General features: G+C 62.4%; 8 protein-coding genes. 5 read left to right on the top strand and 3 right to left on the bottom strand.

The window, feature by feature from the left end:
- Positions 1–3 precede the first annotated feature (3 nt).
- The 4 genes from mutA (at position 4) to lipL (ending at position 6,487) form a co-directional block, all read left to right on the top strand.
- Positions 4–1,881 carry a methylmalonyl-CoA mutase small subunit gene (gene mutA, locus AC5Y4F_RS12915; RefSeq protein ID WP_499997126.1) on the top strand — a complete coding sequence of 626 codons (1,878 nt, stop codon included), beginning with the start codon at positions 4–6 and terminating at the stop codon, positions 1,879–1,881.
- A gap of 5 nt (positions 1,882–1,886) precedes the next feature.
- Complete coding sequence (scpA, locus tag AC5Y4F_RS12910; protein ID WP_067934941.1) at positions 1,887–4,148, top strand: methylmalonyl-CoA mutase; 2,262 nt, start codon at positions 1,887–1,889, stop codon at positions 4,146–4,148.
- Positions 4,149–5,138: a methylmalonyl Co-A mutase-associated GTPase MeaB gene (gene meaB, locus AC5Y4F_RS12905; RefSeq protein ID WP_499997120.1), complete on the top strand. Its 990-nt coding sequence runs from the start codon at positions 4,149–4,151 to the stop codon at positions 5,136–5,138. It begins immediately after the preceding gene.
- Positions 5,139–5,200: 62 nt separating this feature from the next.
- On the top strand, positions 5,201–6,487 hold the full coding sequence (gene lipL, locus AC5Y4F_RS12900; RefSeq protein ID WP_067934938.1) for an esterase/beta-lactamase LipL: 1,287 nt from the start codon (positions 5,201–5,203) through the stop codon (positions 6,485–6,487).
- A 52-nt stretch (positions 6,488–6,539) separates the two neighbouring features.
- Here lipL and AC5Y4F_RS12895 read toward each other — a convergent pair whose 3' ends face one another.
- From AC5Y4F_RS12895 to AC5Y4F_RS12885, 3 genes are read right to left on the bottom strand one after another with little or no spacing between them, the layout of a single operon-like run.
- Positions 6,540–9,470: an MMPL/RND family transporter gene (locus AC5Y4F_RS12895; RefSeq protein WP_067934981.1), complete on the bottom strand. Its 2,931-nt coding sequence runs from the start codon at positions 9,468–9,470 to the stop codon at positions 6,540–6,542.
- 26 nt (positions 9,471–9,496) lie between these two features.
- Entirely contained in the window at positions 9,497–12,406 is a 2,910-nt protein-coding gene (locus tag AC5Y4F_RS12890) for an MMPL/RND family transporter (protein ID WP_067934936.1), read from the bottom strand.
- Complete coding sequence (locus tag AC5Y4F_RS12885) at positions 12,403–12,822, bottom strand: MmpS family transport accessory protein (protein ID WP_067934934.1); 420 nt, start codon at positions 12,820–12,822, stop codon at positions 12,403–12,405. Before AC5Y4F_RS12885 ends, AC5Y4F_RS12890 begins: the two co-directional genes overlap by 4 nt.
- 1,122 nt (positions 12,823–13,944) lie before the next feature.
- On the opposite strand from AC5Y4F_RS12885, the gene AC5Y4F_RS12880 reads away from it, so the two are divergent.
- On the top strand, positions 13,945–16,503 hold a 2,559-nt coding region (locus tag AC5Y4F_RS12880; protein WP_499997113.1), incomplete at its 3' end, for a non-ribosomal peptide synthetase.

Below are 16,503 nucleotides of genomic sequence, written 5' to 3'. Positions count from 1 at the left end.
TCGGTGTCCATTGATGTACCCGAGCTCGCCGACCTAGAACAGGTTCGCGGGCGTTGGCGCAGTGCGGTCGCCGGTGTGCTGGCCAAAAGCACCAGGAAAGACCCCGGGCAGTTGGGGGACGCGCCCGAGCGGCTCCTGGAAACCCAGACGTATGACGGAATCGCGATCCGCGCGCTCTACACCGCGCTCGACGAACTGCCAGAACCGCCGCTGCCGGGCGAGTGGCCCTATGTGCGCGGCGGCGACCCGTTGCGGGACGTCAAGTCCGGCTGGAAGGTCGCCGAGGCCTTCCCGGCCACCCCGGTGCCCGGCGTCGCGGCAAAGGACGTGAACTCCGCGGTGCTGGACGCGCTCGGCAACGGGGCCAGCGCCGTGATCCTGCGGATCGGGGAATCGGGCGTGGCGCCCGATCAGCTGGGGGAGACGCTCGAGGATGTCTATCTGAGCATGGCCCCACTGATCCTGGAAGCCGGCGCCGACTATCCGGCCGCCAGCGACGTGGTGCTTGCGCTGGCGGAGGGGGTGGAACCCGATCAGCGCGCCACGTTGTCAATCGACCTGGGCGGCGATCCGCTGAGCGCGGCGCACAGTGGACGGCCCGCGCCGACGATCGAAGATGTGATCGCGGTGGCCAAGCGCGCCGCCGGTCACACCGGCGTGCGTGCGATCACCGTCGACGGGCCCGCGTTCCACAACCTCGGTGCCAACGCGACGTGGGAGCTCGCCGCCGGTGTCGGGGCCGGGGTGAGTTACCTGCGGGTGCTCACCGAATCGGGGTTGTCCATCGGCGAGGCGTTGCGGCAGATCAGCTTCCGGTTCGCCGCCGATGACGACCAGTTCATGACGATCGCCAAGTTCCGCGCCGCGCGCAATCTTTGGGCGCGGGTGGCCGAAGTCGTCGGCGAGCCGGACGCCGGCGCGGCCGTGGTCCACGCCGAGACGTCGCTGCCGATGATGACCCAGCGCGACCCGTGGGTGAACATGCTGCGTTGCACCCTGGCCGCCTTCGGCGCCGGCGTCGGCGGCGCCGACTCGTTGCTGGTATTCCCGTTCGACGTCGCGATCGACGGTGGATTCCCGGGCGTAGCAACGAGTTTCGCCCGTCGCATCGCACGCAACACCCAGCTGTTGCTTCTCGAGGAGTCACATGTGGGTCGTGTGTTGGACCCGGCCGGTGGCTCCTGGTTCGTGGAGGACCTCACCCGGCGCCTGGCCGAGCGGGCCTGGGAGCATTTCCAGGCTATCGAGTCGCACGGCGGATTCACGAAGGCCCGCGACCTCATCGTCGGCCAGATCGCCGAGGTAACCGCCCGCCGCAACGACGACATCGCGCATCGCAGGACCGCGATCACCGGTGTCAACGAATTCCCGAACCTCGCCGAAGCTCCTCTGCCGCACAGCGACTCGACGTACTCGCCGCTCGCTTCCGGAAACCTGGTGCGGTACGCCGCGGAGTTCGAGAAGCTGCGGGACCGCTCGGACGCGTACCTGGCCCGCACCGGATCCCGGCCCCAGGTTTTGCTGCTGCCGTTGGGCCCCTTGGCCGAGAACAACATCCGCGCGACATTCGCTTCGAATCTGTTGGCTTCCGGCGGCATCGAGGCCATCAACCCGGGAACGGTCGATGCCGACCGTGTCGCATCAGCGGTGTTGCACGCGGGGTCGCCGACGTCGGCCGTCGTCTGCGGCACCGACAAGCGCTACCAAAAGGAGGCCTCGGGCGTCGTACAGGCGGCCCGCGGCGCGGGTGTCTCGTGGGTCTGTCTGGCCGGGCCCGAAAAAGCCGTGGCCGACGCCGAACACCAACCGGACCAGTTCCTGACCGCGAAAATCAATGCGGTCGAAGCTCTGTCGGATCTGCTCACGAGGCTGGGGGCGTAGTTACGATGACGACCACTGCACCTGCGGTTGGCAGCTTCGCCGATGTGCCGCTGCATAGCGAGCGAACTGTCACGCCTGCGACCGAGGCCGCCGTCGAGGAACACGTAGCCGCGGCCGCGGCCGCCTATTCGTACACGTCCGACCAACTGAAGTGGCAGACACCGGAAGACATCGACGTCAAACCCGTTTACATCGGCGCAGACCGTGCGGCCGTGCAGGCCGAAGGGTATCCGCTGCACAGCTTCCCCGGCGAACCACCCTTCGTGCGCGGGCCTTACCCGACGATGTATGTCAACCAGCCGTGGACGATTAGGCAGTACGCCGGTTTCTCCACCGCCGCGGAGTCCAACGCCTTCTACCGGCGCAACCTGGCCGCGGGCCAGAAGGGTTTGTCGGTGGCCTTCGACCTGGCCACCCACCGCGGTTACGACTCCGATCACCCCCGGGTGCAGGGTGATGTCGGAATGGCCGGTGTGGCAATCGATTCCATCCTTGACATGCGCCAACTGTTCGACGGCATCGATCTGTCGACGGTGTCGGTGTCGATGACCATGAACGGCGCGGTGCTGCCGATCCTGGCGCTGTACGTGGTAGCCGCGGAGGAGCAGGGCGTACCGCCGGAGAAGCTGGCCGGCACCATCCAGAACGACATCCTCAAAGAGTTCATGGTGCGCAACACCTACATCTATCCGCCCAAGCCATCGATGCGAATCATCTCCGACATCTTCGCCTACACCAGCGCGAAAATGCCGAAGTTCAACTCCATCTCGATCTCCGGCTACCACATCCAGGAAGCCGGTGCCACAGCCGATTTGGAGTTGGCCTACACGCTGGCCGACGGGGTCGACTACATCAAGGCCGGGTTGGATGCCGAGCTGGACATCGACAAGTTCGCGCCGCGGCTGTCCTTCTTCTGGGGCATCGGGATGAACTTTTTCATGGAGGTCGCCAAGCTACGGGCGGGCCGGCTGTTGTGGAGCGAGCTGGTCTCCCAGTTCGGCCCGAAGAACGCCAAATCGCTGTCGCTGCGCACACATTCGCAGACCTCCGGCTGGTCACTGACCGCGCAGGACGCCTTCAACAACGTCGCCCGCACCTGCATCGAGGCGATGGCGGCGACCCAGGGGCACACGCAGTCGCTGCACACCAACGCGCTCGACGAGGCGCTCGCATTGCCCACCGACTTCTCGGCTCGCATCGCCCGCAACACGCAGCTGGTGTTACAGCAGGAGTCGGGCACCACGCGACCGATCGACCCGTGGGGCGGTTCGTATTACGTCGAATGGCTGACCCATCAGCTCGCCCAGCGTGCCCGCGCCCACATCGCCGAGGTGGCCGAGCACGGCGGCATGGCGCAGGCCATCAGCGACGGCATCCCCAAGCTGCGCATCGAGGAGGCGGCCGCACGGACCCAGGCGCGGATCGACTCCGGGATTCAGCCGGTGATCGGGATCAACAAGTACCAGGTCGAAGAGGACCAAGAGGTCGAGGTCCTCAAGGTCGAGAACAGCCGAGTGCGCGCCGAGCAGCTGGCCAAGCTGAAGGAACTGCGGGAAAGTCGTGACCAGTCGGCGGTGGACGCCGCGCTGGCGGAACTGTCGCGTGCCGCGGCGGCCCACGGTCGCGCCGGTGTGGATGGGCTGGGCAACAACTTGCTGGCCCTGGCCATCGACGCGGCCCGCCATAAGGCCACCGTCGGCGAGATCTCCGACGCGCTGGAGAAGGTGTATGGCCGTCACCAGGCGGAGATCCGTACCATCGCCGGGGTCTACCGCGAAGAAGCAAGAGGAGGCGGAAACATGACTTCCTTCTCTGCCGCGACCGAACTCGTCGAAAAGTTCGCGGAAGCCGACGGTCGCCGGCCCCGGATCCTCGTCGCGAAGATGGGCCAGGATGGCCACGACCGCGGCCAGAAGGTGATCGCGACGGCGTTCGCGGACATCGGATTCGACGTCGACGTAGGGTCGTTGTTCTCCACGCCCGAGGAGGTGGCCCGCCAGGCCGCCGACAACGACGTGCACGTAGTCGGGGTGTCCTCGCTGGCGGCAGGTCATCTGACGTTGGTGCCCGCGCTGCGCGAGGCGATGGCCGAAGTGGGGCGGCCCGACATCATGATCGTGGTCGGCGGCGTCATTCCGCCGGGCGACTTCGACGAGCTGTACCAGGCCGGGGCCGCCGCCATCTTCCCGCCCGGCACCGTAATCGCCGACGCCGCAATCGGCTTGCTGCACAAGCTCGCCGACCGGCTGGGTTACACGCTCGACTAAATGGCTTCCAAACGAAAGGACTCCGTCGAGCAGTTGGCCGAGGCGGTTCGCAACGGCGACCGCTCGGTGTTGCCGCGGGCCATCACGCTGCTGGAGTCCACGCGGGCCGACCATCGCGAGAAGGCTCAGCAGCTGCTGCTGGAGCTGACGCCGGACGCCGGTGACGCGTATCGGGTCGGCATCACCGGGATTCCCGGGGTGGGCAAGTCCACCTGCATCGAGGCCCTCGGCATGCATCTGATCGAACTGGGCCATCGGGTGGCGGTGTTGGCCGTCGACCCGTCGTCGACTCGCACCGGCGGCTCGATCCTGGGTGACAAGACCCGGATGGCGCGCCTGGCCATGCATCCGAATGCATACATTCGGCCCTCGCCCACGTCGGGCACCCTGGGCGGGGTGGCGAAGGCCACCCGCGAAACCGCGGTCCTGCTGGCGGCCGCAGGGTTTGACGTGATCCTGATCGAGACCGTCGGGGTCGGTCAGTCCGAGGTGACCGTGGCGAACATGGTGGACACGTTCGTGTTGCTGACGCTGGCGCGCGGCGGCGACCAGCTCCAGGGCATCAAAAAAGGTGTGCTGGAGCTGGCCGATCTCGTCGTGGTGAACAAGGCCGACGGGGACCATCTCGCCGAAGCTCGGTCGGCGGCGCGCGAGCTGTCCGGGGCGATCCGGTTGATACATCCGCGTGAAGCACTTTGGCGGCCGCCCGTTCTCACGATGAGCGCGATCGAGGGAACCGGCCTCGAGGAATTGTGGGACACCATCGAACGTCATCGGCAGGTCTTGAACGAGGCCGGGGAATTCGAGGCGCGCCGCCGGGCCCAGCTGGTCGACTGGACCTGGCAGATGGTACGGGACACGGTGCTGGACCGAGTGTTGTCCAACCCGAAGGTGCGCAAGATGCGTGCCGACATCGAAGCGCGGGTCAAGGCAGGGGAGTTGACCCCCGCACTGGCGGCCCAGCAAATATTATCGGTAGCGTCAGAATAACGGATAGATAAACAATCTGATTACGCTCCTGCCAGGTGTGTAATCCAAGTAAATTCGAAAATGTGACGGTGGAAACCCGAGTCGATCGCCGCGCGGTCCCTGTCCACGATGACCTTGACGCAGGTCACCGTGTGTCCGGCGCGGCGGACTCACACTTCGGATGCGTCGTTCGCAGTTTTTCCAGCATGTTCCCCGCCCGTCGTTTCGGCGGCGGCGCGCTGGCCGTGTATCTCGACGGCCAACCGGTCGTGGACGTCTGGACGGGCTGGGCCGACCGGGGCGGACAACGGCCATGGACGGCGGACACCGCGCCGATGGTTTTCTCGGCGACCAAGGGGATGGCCGCCACGGTCATTCACCGGCTCGCGGATCGAGGGCTGATCGACTACGAAGCTCCCGTTGCCGAGTACTGGCCCGAGTTCGCTGCCAACGGCAAGGCAGACATGACCGTGCGGCAGGTGATGCGACACCAGGCCGGCCTGTCGGGCCTGCGCGGCGCCACCATGGATGAACTGCTCGATCACGTCGTGATGGAGGAAAAGCTGGCCGCGGCGGCTCCCGGCCGGCTGCTGGGCAAATCGGCATATCATGCGCTGACCTTCGGGTGGCTGATGTCCGGCCTGGGCCGAGCGGTGACAGGCAAGGGCATGGGCACGCTGATCCGCGAGGAGCTCGCCCAGCCGTTGGACACCGACGGCCTGCACCTCGGCCGGCCGCCGGCTGAGGCGCCGACCCGGGTCGCCGAGATCATCTGCCCGCAAAACATGATCGGAAACCCCGTTCTGGGCTACGTGACGCGCAAGGTCGCCAACGAGCTTTCGGGCGCGTACCGGTCGATGTATTTCAAGGGCCTGATGGCCGCCGTTCAAGGCGATGTCCCGCTGCTGGACGCGGAGATCCCGGCTGCCAATGGCGTTGTGACGGCGCGCGGGCTGGCCCGGATGTACGGCGCGATCGCCAATGGCGGCGAGGTTGACGGCACCCGATTCCTCTCCCGCCAGCTGGTTGCGGGACTGACGGGGGAGCGCAGCCTGCGCCCGGACCGAAACCTCTACGTGCCCTTGGCTTTCCACCTGGGCTACCACAGCCTGCCGATCGGGGGTGTGATGCCCGGCTTCGGCCACGTCGGCCTGGGTGGTTCGCTCGGCTGGACCGATCCGGCGAGTGGTGTGGCTTTCTCACTGGTGCACAACCGCCTGCTGACACCGTTCGTGATGACCGATCACGCAGCGTTCGTCGGAATCTATGCGCTGATCCGCAAGGCCGCCGAGAAAGCGCGCAAGCGCGGTTTCGAACCGATTACCGAATACGGTGCACCCTACTTCGAGCCCGGAGCGGTCGCCGGCTGACACGGATGGTCGGCCACCCGGCGTTGGAGTGAGCGCTCCGCGGCAGCCCGGCCTAGTAGGACGGAAGCCTCGAAGGCCTCGGGATCGGGGCGGTCACCGCGTCGTCGCCACCGAACTTCTCCCCGAGCAGTTCGCGCACGACCGGCCGCGGTGGCAGCGAACGAAGCATTCGGCTGGCCGGGCGTGGACGAACTAGCTGCGGCCACCAGAACCAGCGTCCGAGCAGCGCGGCGATTGATGGCGTCATGAATGAACGCACGATCAGAGTGTCGAACAGCAGGCCCAGGCCGATCGTGCTTCCGACCTGACCGATGATCTGCAGGTCGCTGAAGACCATGGAGGCCATGGTGAATGCGAACACCAGGCCCGCGTTCGTCACGACCTTGCCGGTGCCGCCCATCGCGCGGATGATGCCGGTATTGATTCCGGCGGCTATCTCGTCTCTCATCCGGGACACCAGCAGCAGGTTGTAGTCAGACCCGACCGCCAGAAGGACGATCACAGACATCGGAAGCACCATCCAGTGCAGCTTGATACCGAGGATGTCCTGCCATATCAGTACCGAGAGTCCGAACGATGCCCCGAGGGATAGCGCCACCGTGCCCACGATCACCAAGGCGGCCACGAAACTCCGGGTGAGGACGAGCATGATGATGAAAATAAGGCAGAGCGCACCAATCCCAGCGATATACAGATCGTATTTTGCCCCGTCGTGAAAATCTTTGAAGGTCGATGCCGTGCCGGCAAGATAGATCTTGGCGTCTTCAAGGGGTGTGTTTTTGAGCGCCTCCTGGGCCGCATTCTTTATTTTATCGATTCGCGCTATGCCCTCAGGTGTCGCCGGATCTCCCACATGCGAAATGATGAATCGAGCCGCTTTGCCGTCCGGAGACAAGAACGAGTTCATCGCCTTCTTGAAGTCTTCGTTCTGGAAGACTTCAGGCGGCAAGAAAAACGAATCATCGTTCTTGGCCGCGTCGAACGCTTCTCCCATGGCGGTGACCTTGTCGGTCGAATCGTCCATCATGCTGAAGGTCCCGGCCATGGTGCTGTGCATTGTCAAAATCATCGTGTGCGCGCTCTCCGCCATTTCAATCATTGGCGGGAATTGCTCGAGCAGCTGCGGCAACAGCACGTCCATCTGGGAAAGGTCTACATTGACAAGATTGTCCATCTTGTCGGTCAGCTCGTCTACGCCGTCGAGCGTATCGAAAATTGATCTGAGCGAAAAACATATTGGGATGTCGTAGCAGTGCTTTTCCCAGTAGAAATAACTACGGAGCGGCCGCCACATGTCCTCGAAGTCCGACACGTGATCTCTTAGGTCATGAACAACGAGCTGCATTTCTCGCGTCGTCCCGATCGAGTGATGCGTAGTCGCCGTGATGTCTTTCTGCAGCTCGTACAGCCGCTTCATGATCGCGATCTGCTGGTTCATCATTTCAGCCTGCTTGAGCATGTCATCGGTACGTAATTTCATGTACTTCATGTTTTGTAGCATTGTCGCGTTCTGCAGGCTTATCAGAAACGGTATTGACGTGTGCTCAATCGGCGTTCCCTCGGGTCGGGTCACTCCCTGCACCCGAGAGATACCCGGAACACGGAAAACTGCTTTGGCAAGCTTGTGCAACAAGAGAAAGTCGGCCGGATTGCGAAGATCGTGATTCGATTCAATCATCAGGATCTCGGGCATCATCCGGGACTGGGAGAAGTGACGGTCCGCGGCCGCGTACCCTACATTGGCCGGAATATCTTTGGGTATGTAGAGCCGGTCGTTGTAGCTTGTTTTGTAACCCGGCAGAGTCACGAGACCGACAAGCGCGATGGTGACGGTCGCCACGAGAATGGGCGCGGGCCATCGGACAATCGCGGTACCGATGCGGCGCCATCGACCGTATCCAAGCATCCGCTTCGGGTCTAGGAGTCCGAACCTACCTCCCACGACGAGAACCGCGGGCACCAAGGTCAGTGCGATCGCAACGGATAGGAACATGCCCACCGCGCATGGGACACCGATGGTTTGGAATATGGGCATTCGAGTGAAGCTCAAGCACAACATCGCCCCCGCGATCGTCAAGCCCGAACCCAAAACAACGGGGGCAACTCCGCGGTAGGTGCTGTAATAGGCCCTTTCACGATCCTCGCCGGCCTGGCGCGCCTCTTGATAACGGCCGAAAAAGAAGATTCCGTAGTCTGTTCCCGCCGCCATGGCGAGGGCCACCAGCAAGTTGATGGCGAATGTGGAGAGAGCGACTAAGTTGTTGTCGCCGAGAAATGCGATAATTCCGCGCGCGGCAAATACCTCGATGCCGACCGTGACCAGCAACACGATCACGGTAACGACCGAACGGTAGACAAAAAGCAATACCGTGAAAATAATCACGGCGCCGATAATGGTCATCTTCAGAATTGATCTGTTACCGGCGTTCTGCATATCGGAGATGAGCGCCGACGGACCGGTGACATAGGTCCGAACGCCTGGGGGCGGCGGTGTCCGATCAATGATGTTCCGTACCGCCGCCACGGAATCCTGCCCCAAGGTCGTACCCTGGTTGCCGGCCAGGTTCACTTGGACATATGCGGCCTTGGCATCGGGACTCTGGGCACCCGCCTGTGTAAGTCGATCTCCCCATAAATCCTGCACATGCTCGATATGCTGCGGATCGGCTTTAAGCTTGCGAACCAGTTCGGCGTAGTAAGTATGCGCATCCTCGCCGAGGGGCTGCTGTCCCTCGAGCACGATCATCGCGAAGCTATCCGAATCGGACTCCTTGAAGTCCTTGCCCATGCGCTTCATGGCCTGCACCGCCGGTGCGTCCTGGGGAGCCAGTGGTACGGAGTGCTCCTGACCGACGTGCTCGAGCGACGGGACCCCAAAGGTCACAACCAGAGTCAGCGCCACCCATGCCAAGATGATCAGTATCGCAAGCTTGCGGATCGAACGCGCCATGAACGGGGCGCGCGGGTAGTCTTCTGAGCTCATTCGGCGCTCAACCGGATACAGCGCCATTACTGCGGCTGTTTCAGCAGCGCGCGTACCAATGGACGGGGTCCTAAGGGTCGAAGTAATGCGCTGGCAGGGCGAGGGCGTACGTTCTGCGGCCACCAGAACCAGCGCCCCAGCAGGGCGGCGATGGATGGTGTCATGAATGCACGCACAACCAAGGTGTCGAACAGCAGACCCAGACCGATCGTCGTGCCTATCTGACCGATGATCACGAGGTCACTGACGATCATGGATGCCATGGTGAACGCGAACACCAGACCTGCGTTGGTCACGACCTTGCCCGTACCACCCATGGCGCGAATGATGCCCGTTTTTATGCCGGCGCCGACTTCTTCTTTCATCCGGGCGACCAATAGCAGGTTGTAGTCAGACCCCACCGCTAGAAGGACTAGCACAGCCATTACCAGCACAAGCCAATGTATTTGTATGCCGAGTAGGTCCTGCCAGAGCAGTACGGACAGACCGAAGGAGGCGCCCAGCGACACCAATACCGTACCCACGATGACCAGGGCGGCAACGAAGCTTCGCGTCATGATCAACATGATGATGAAGATGAGGCACAGCGCGGCAACTCCCGCGATCAAGAGATCGAACTTGGAGCCGTCCACCACGTCTTTCGTTATTGCGGCCGTGCCCGCGAGGTAGATCTTGGCACCTTCCAAAGGAGTTCCCTTGAGCGATTCGATGGCCGCGTTCTTTATCGCATCGACCCGTCCGACGCCCTCGGGAGAGGCGGGATCGGCCCTTTGCGTGATCAGCAAACGAGCGGTCTTTCCGTCGGGAGACAGGAAGAGCTTCTCTACTCGCTTGAAGTCGGCGTTTTTAAATGTCTCGGGGCCGATATAGAAGGAATCGTCGTTCTTGGAGTCATCGAAAGCCTTACCCATCGCCGTGGAATTTCCACTGTTCTCGTCCATCGCGTGCATGGTTCCGGCCATGGTGCTGTGCATGGTCAAGAGCATGGTGTGCATGCTCTGCATGATCTCGATCATCGGCGGAAACGAGACGAGAATCTGCGGCATAATCACGTCAATGTGATCGAGGTCTGCCACCAAATCCTTCAATTTATCGGTGATTTCGTCGACACCATCAAGTGTGTCGAATACGGATCGCAGAGAAAAGCAGATGGGAATATCGTAGCAGTGCTTTTCCCAGTAGAAGTAACTCCGGATCGGCCGCCACATGTCCTCGAAATCCGAAATGTGATCTCGTAGTTCGTCGGTGACTTGCTGCACGTCATGCGTCGTGCCGACCATGTGGTGGGTCACACCGACGAGCTGCTGCATCAGACCATACATGTGCTGCATGATCCCGATCATTTGCTGCATCTCGTCGGCCTGCTTGAGCAGGTCATTCATGCGCTCTTGCTGGAAAGGCATGATTTGCAGCTGTGCGGCTTGCTGCATGCTGAGCATGAACGGGATGCTCGTATGGCCGAGAGGCGTTCCCTGAGGATGCGTCAAGCCCTGCACTCTCGAAATACCCGGAACCGCGAGTATGCCTTTTTCTAGTTTGTTCAAAACTAACGCATCTGCCGGATTGCGCAGGTCGTGATCTGCCTCGACGAGCAGGATCTCGGGCGACAACATTCGTGAGACGCCGAAGTGCTGTTCCGCGGCCGCAAGACCGACGGCTGCGGGAATGTTTTTGGGGATGTAATTCATGTCGTTGTAACTGGGTTTGTAGCCCGGCAGCGTCAACAGCCCAATCAGTGTGACTGCCAAAGTCACGATGAGAATCGGCGCAGGCCAACGGACGATTGCCGTGCCTATGCGTCGCCATCCGTGTAATGCGATCGTCCGCCTCGGATCGAAGAGACCGAACCGACTACCTACGTGGAGGACTGCCGGAACCAGCGTGAGGGCGACCGCGACCGCGACGAGTACGCCTACCGCGGAAGGAACAGCCAGCGATTGGAACTGGGGAAGCCGGGTGAATTTGAGGCAGAAAAGCGCTCCGGCGATAGTCACACCGGAAGCTAAGACAATCTTGGCCACACCATGGTATGTGGTGTAATAGGCCATTTCCCGGCTCTCGCCGGCCTGCCGTGCCTCTTGATACCGCCCGACGAAGAAGATCCCGTAGTCGGTTCCGGCCGCAATAACGAGGGATACCAGCAGATTGACGGCGAAAGTACTAAGACCGATGATTCCGTAATTGCCGAGGAACGCGACAAGCCCGCGGGCCACCTGCAATTCGATCCCGACCATCAGCAACAAGAGAATTACGGTGAGGAAAGAACGGTAGACGAGAAGCAACATTGTGCAGATGACGGCGAGGCTGACCAGCGTGATGACGATGACGGTACGGTCGCCACTGCTGCCCATGTCGGAAACGATCGCCGCTGGGCCGGTGACATACGCTTTGACGCCTGGGGGTGCCGGGGTCCGCGACACGACGTGCCGGACGGCGTCGATCGATTCGCTCGCCAGGGCCGAGCCGGGGGCACCGTGGAGGCTCAGTTGCGCATACGCGGCCTTACCGTCGGCGCTTTGCGCAGCGCCCTCCAAGAGTGGATCGCTCCAGAAATCCTGAATGTGCTCAACGTGTTTGGGATCATCGCGCAACTGACGAATCATGCGATCGTAGTACTTGTGAGCGTCCTCGCCCAGGAGCTGCTGACCCACCAAGACGACCATCACGGTACTGCCCGAAGAGCTCATCACGGAACTTTCGGAACCAGTTTCCTTGAAGTCCTCAGCCATGCGCACCGTCGCCTTGAACGACGGCGCATCGCTGAGAATCTGCGGTATCGAATGTGTTCGCTCGACCTGCTCCAAGGAGGGGACGGCGATGCCAAGTATTACGACGAGCGCCACCCACGCCAAGATGATCGGGACCGAAAATCGGTGAATTATCCGAGCCGCCAGCGGCGGCTTGGTGGGCACGGTGTCCATATGTTGTTCGCTCATGCGGACTTCAGCAGGCAGAAGGTGAATGCATTCGTTTCGTGTGAAACCTTTTCGGCTTTGACCACATCGTCGATGAGGATGCGGCAGCCAATGGTATTGCTATCGCCTTGAGCGATGACATTTCCGACTGCCGACGCAGCGCCGAGCGGGAATTCCAGCGACCACGGCAACGGTGCCCCCTTGAGACGCTGCGGGTCACCATTGACGTCGAAATAGGCGATCTCCGCCACCGTCCCCGGCGGCCCATAAACCTCGTACCTCAAATGCTTGGGGTTGTAGGGCTTGGTGTCTTGGCTCCGTGTGTCGGTGTAAGAAAGTTGCTTCTCAGAGCCGAAGACCCCGTGCAAGCGGGACACGGTGAAACCTCCCGCGACAACGACGGCGAGTATGACCAACGGCACCCATAGCCTGCCCACAACCTTGAAAATGGAAAACCCCCGGTTTCGGCGGACGTCACGAGACCCGGCCACCGTCGCGGGCGCGGCGGGCGGCCTGCCAGCACCCCTCAAGAGACCGCGCCGGTGACCGGCCTCTTGGGAGATGGCAACAGGAGCCGTGTCAGCGACATCGGAGTCGGCTCCTGCAATGTCTCGGACCCCCCGCTCGACCATCGCATCCAACCTTCCACCCGCTTCCACCCGGCGTACGTCAGTTGTTCGAACATGCAACCTACAGACCATCCGCGGCCCATCGGACAGCAGCATCTTGGAAGATCCACGCCGCAGCCTAGCCGCGCGGCGGTCACTTCAAAAGAGCAGCGCCTCAGGGACCGTCACCTGATTGACGAGTAAAGCATGCCGGAGGCCCCTGTATCCGCGGTTTGCCGACGCGATATTGGCGCGATATTGGATTGTGATGCATTTGGCCTGCGTACGGCATGTTACTGACGTTTTGCATGTGCCCGCAATCGCGACCCGCAGGTCCCCGGCGGCGGAGCGGAGCCCACCGGGTCGAAACGACCGGAGTGTTGCCGCAAGGCATAGAGCGACGGTTTCGTGGGCGACGCCGCGGCGGCGAAGCCAGCCTGAGTGGTAGCGGCCCGTTGCTTCTTGGCCTCTCAGACGGGCCGCAACTTTCGGGTTAGCTTGTGTCCGGGTTCGCAACTGCGAGGTCTACCCGTCACTGCAGTTCACGACCTCGAACAGCGTGTGACCGCAATCCTTGCGCCGCGGTCCTTAGAGCTTCGCCAGAAAGTTCGCCGAAATTCCATCACGGCGCGTTGACCTCCACTATGGTTTGGAGCGGTTTCGCATTCCTTGCCTTCGGGCCGGCTGGGGGCACATTGACGATTGATCCGTTCGACGACGGCGGTGCGGGGAAGCGTTCTGCCTTGGGCAACGAAGCAAAGCACCACAGCGTGTGGGCGGCCATCGCCGATGTTGCAGCTGGCTCGCGGACGGCATGCCCCGTAGCGACGGGTACTCCCTGTCTGGACTCCGGCGAGCTAAACCGTTGTCATCTGCAGCCACCAGGTCTAGGCACGAATCTTATCGGCGGGCTGGGCTTCTGATCGGCAGCTCTGTTACTTAAAGGAGTCGATGGTGCTTGGGGACCGGGCACTTCCACTGACGCGGGGTCAACTAGAAATTTGGCTTGCGCAGGAGACGGGTCAGCTCGGCACGGGGTGGCAGTTGGGCCTGTTCGTGAAGTTCGAGGGCCCGGTAGAACTTGAAGCCCTGGAGTGGGCGATCCGCCGATCCGTAAGCGAGGCCGAGCCAATCAGGGCCGCCTTCTTCGAGGAGGACGGCCAGGTCCTGCAAAGGGTGATCGAGTACGCGGACGTCAAGGTCGATTTTTATGACCTGAGCTGCTCGAGCGATCCGCTGCAGGAAGCCCATCGGATCGCGTCGTCAATACAGAACACGCCCATGCCGTTTACCGGACCGCTGTTCAAGTTTGCACTGTTCCAGGTGCGCCACGATGAGTTCTACCTGTTCTGGTGCGTCCATCACATAGTCCTGGACGGGTCCGGCATAGCGCTGATCGGCCAGCGGCTGGCGGCGGTCTACTCTGCCGTTGTCTCCGGGGCGCCTATTCCTGCTGCCGTCTTGGGGTCCTTGGATGACCTGGTTGAGTGCGAGCAGGAATATGAGGCGTCCAGGGAATACCTGGAAGATCAGAGTTATTGGTCGCAGAACCTTCCCGGGGAGAGCGGAGAGCAGCACCGCTTGCCCCAGCACGGCGGCGAACGGGAACCTGAGCCGCCTTCTGATCCGGTTCGGTTGAACCCTTTGACAATTCGGCGCATCGATGAGTTATGCCGGGTGTGGAGCGTGCCTCGCTCATCGGTGATCACGGCGGCATGCGCGCTTCTGGTCCGCGGGTACCACGCGGATGGGTCAGAGGTAGTACTCGATTTTCCCGTCAGCAGACGCGTGCGTCCGGAGTCGAAAACGCTTCCAGGGATGGTTGCAGGAGTCGTGCCCCTGGTGTTGAGGCTGTCGCCTGTGTCCACCGTTGCCGATTTTTGCGGATACGTGGACACCCGAATACGAGAAGCGGTGCAGCACCAGAGGTTTCCGGTGGAAGCCCTCGAGCGCAAAACGCGAGGGCATGGACGGTCATTCGACAGGGTGACCGTCAATTTTCTCCCGTCTCGATTCACTTTGCCTTTTGGCGGCGTCACGGCTTCGGCCTCCTTGACCAACAGCGGCGTCGTAGATGGCTTCGGCCTGATGTTTTCCAGCTCCGGTGACGACCTTTTCCTGAGCACAGCGTCCGATGGACGGTCCTCCTGGAATTTCGAGGTCCGCGATCTGGCGAAACGGTTGGAGCGGCTCTTAGCTGCCATGACCGCTGACCCGACCCGGCGGCTATCCACGATCGACCTCCTGGATGCCAATGAGCATGACTGGTTGAGTAATTGGGGCAACCGGGGGATTCTGACTCGGCCGCCAGGCACGTCGGTGTCGCTGCCCACGTTGTTTGCCGCGCAGGCCGACCTGACTCCGGAAGCGATAGCGCTGACCTATGAGGGCAGCTCGATGTCATATCGAGAGCTCGATGAGGCGTCCAACCGGTTGGCGCATCTGTTGGCCGCTGACGGCGTGCGTCCCGGGCAGTGTGTGGCGTTACTGTTGGCGCGTTCGGCCAAGACGGTCGTCGCAATGTTGGCAGTTCTGAAAACCGGTGCGGCCTATGTGCCTATCGACCCGGCGCACCCCGACGCACGCATCAAATTCATGGTCGCTGATGCCGAGCCGGTCGCCGCCGTCGCCACGGCAGACCTGCGCCCGCGGCTAGACGGGTACGACCTTCACGTCATCGACATCGACGACCGTCGCATCGCTTCCTACCCGGACGCGAGCTTGCCGGCGCCCGCGCCCGACGACATCGCCTACCTGATCTACACCTCGGGAACTACCGGCGTTCCCAAAGGGGTGGCCGTCAGCCACCGAAACGTCACCCAATTGCTCCAGGTGCTGGATACCTATCTGGCCACGCCGGGGGTGTGGACGCAGTGTCATTCGTACGGGTTCGACTCGTCGGTGTGGGAGATCTTCGGTTCGCTGCTGACTGGTGGCCGGCTGGTGGTGGTGCCCGAAGATGTGGCCAGTTCCCCGGAGGACCTCCACGCATTGCTGGTGACCGAGCAAGTCAGTGCGCTCGCCCGGACCCCTTCTGCGCTGGGCGTGTTGTCTCCACAGGGCCTGGGATCGATGGCGGTGACGGTCGCGGGCGAGCCCTGCCCGGCTGAGCTGGTGGATCGATGGGCGCCGGGACGCGTGATGCGCAACGCCTACGGCCCGACCGAGACCACGATGGTCGTGGCGATCAGCTCGCCCCTCGATGTGGGGGCAGGGCCGGTGCCGATCGGTGTACCTGTACCCGGAGCGGCCTTATTCGTGCTGGACGGTTGGTTGCATCCCGTGCCTGCAGGTGCGGTGGGTGAGTTGTATGTGGCCGGCGACGGGGTGGCCTACGGGTATCTGGGCCGGGCGGGCTTGAGTGCTTCGCGCTTTGTGGCGTGTCCGTTCGGCGGGCCGGAAACGCTTGGGAAACGCATGTACCGGACCGGGGACCTGGTGAGTTGGGGTGCCGACGGGCAGTTGCGGTATGTGGGTCGCGCAGACGAGCAGGTCAAGATCCGCGGGTAT

This window comes from Mycobacterium sp. NGS56, from assembly GCF_059812425.1.
The sequence above is the reverse complement of the archived record's forward strand: the minus strand, read 5'-3'. Positions and strand labels throughout refer to the sequence as shown.

Coding starts and splice junctions, on each gene's coding strand:
- meaB (WP_499997120.1), top strand. CDS start 4,149: ATGGCTTCCAAACGAAAGGACTCCGTCGAGCAGTTGGCCGAGGCGGTT.
- scpA (WP_067934941.1), top strand. CDS start 1,887: ATGACGACCACTGCACCTGCGGTTGGCAGCTTCGCCGATGTGCCGCTG.
- AC5Y4F_RS12895 (WP_067934981.1), bottom strand. CDS start 9,470: ATGAGCTCAGAAGACTACCCGCGCGCCCCGTTCATGGCGCGTTCGATC.
- AC5Y4F_RS12890 (WP_067934936.1), bottom strand. CDS start 12,406: ATGAGCGAACAACATATGGACACCGTGCCCACCAAGCCGCCGCTGGCG.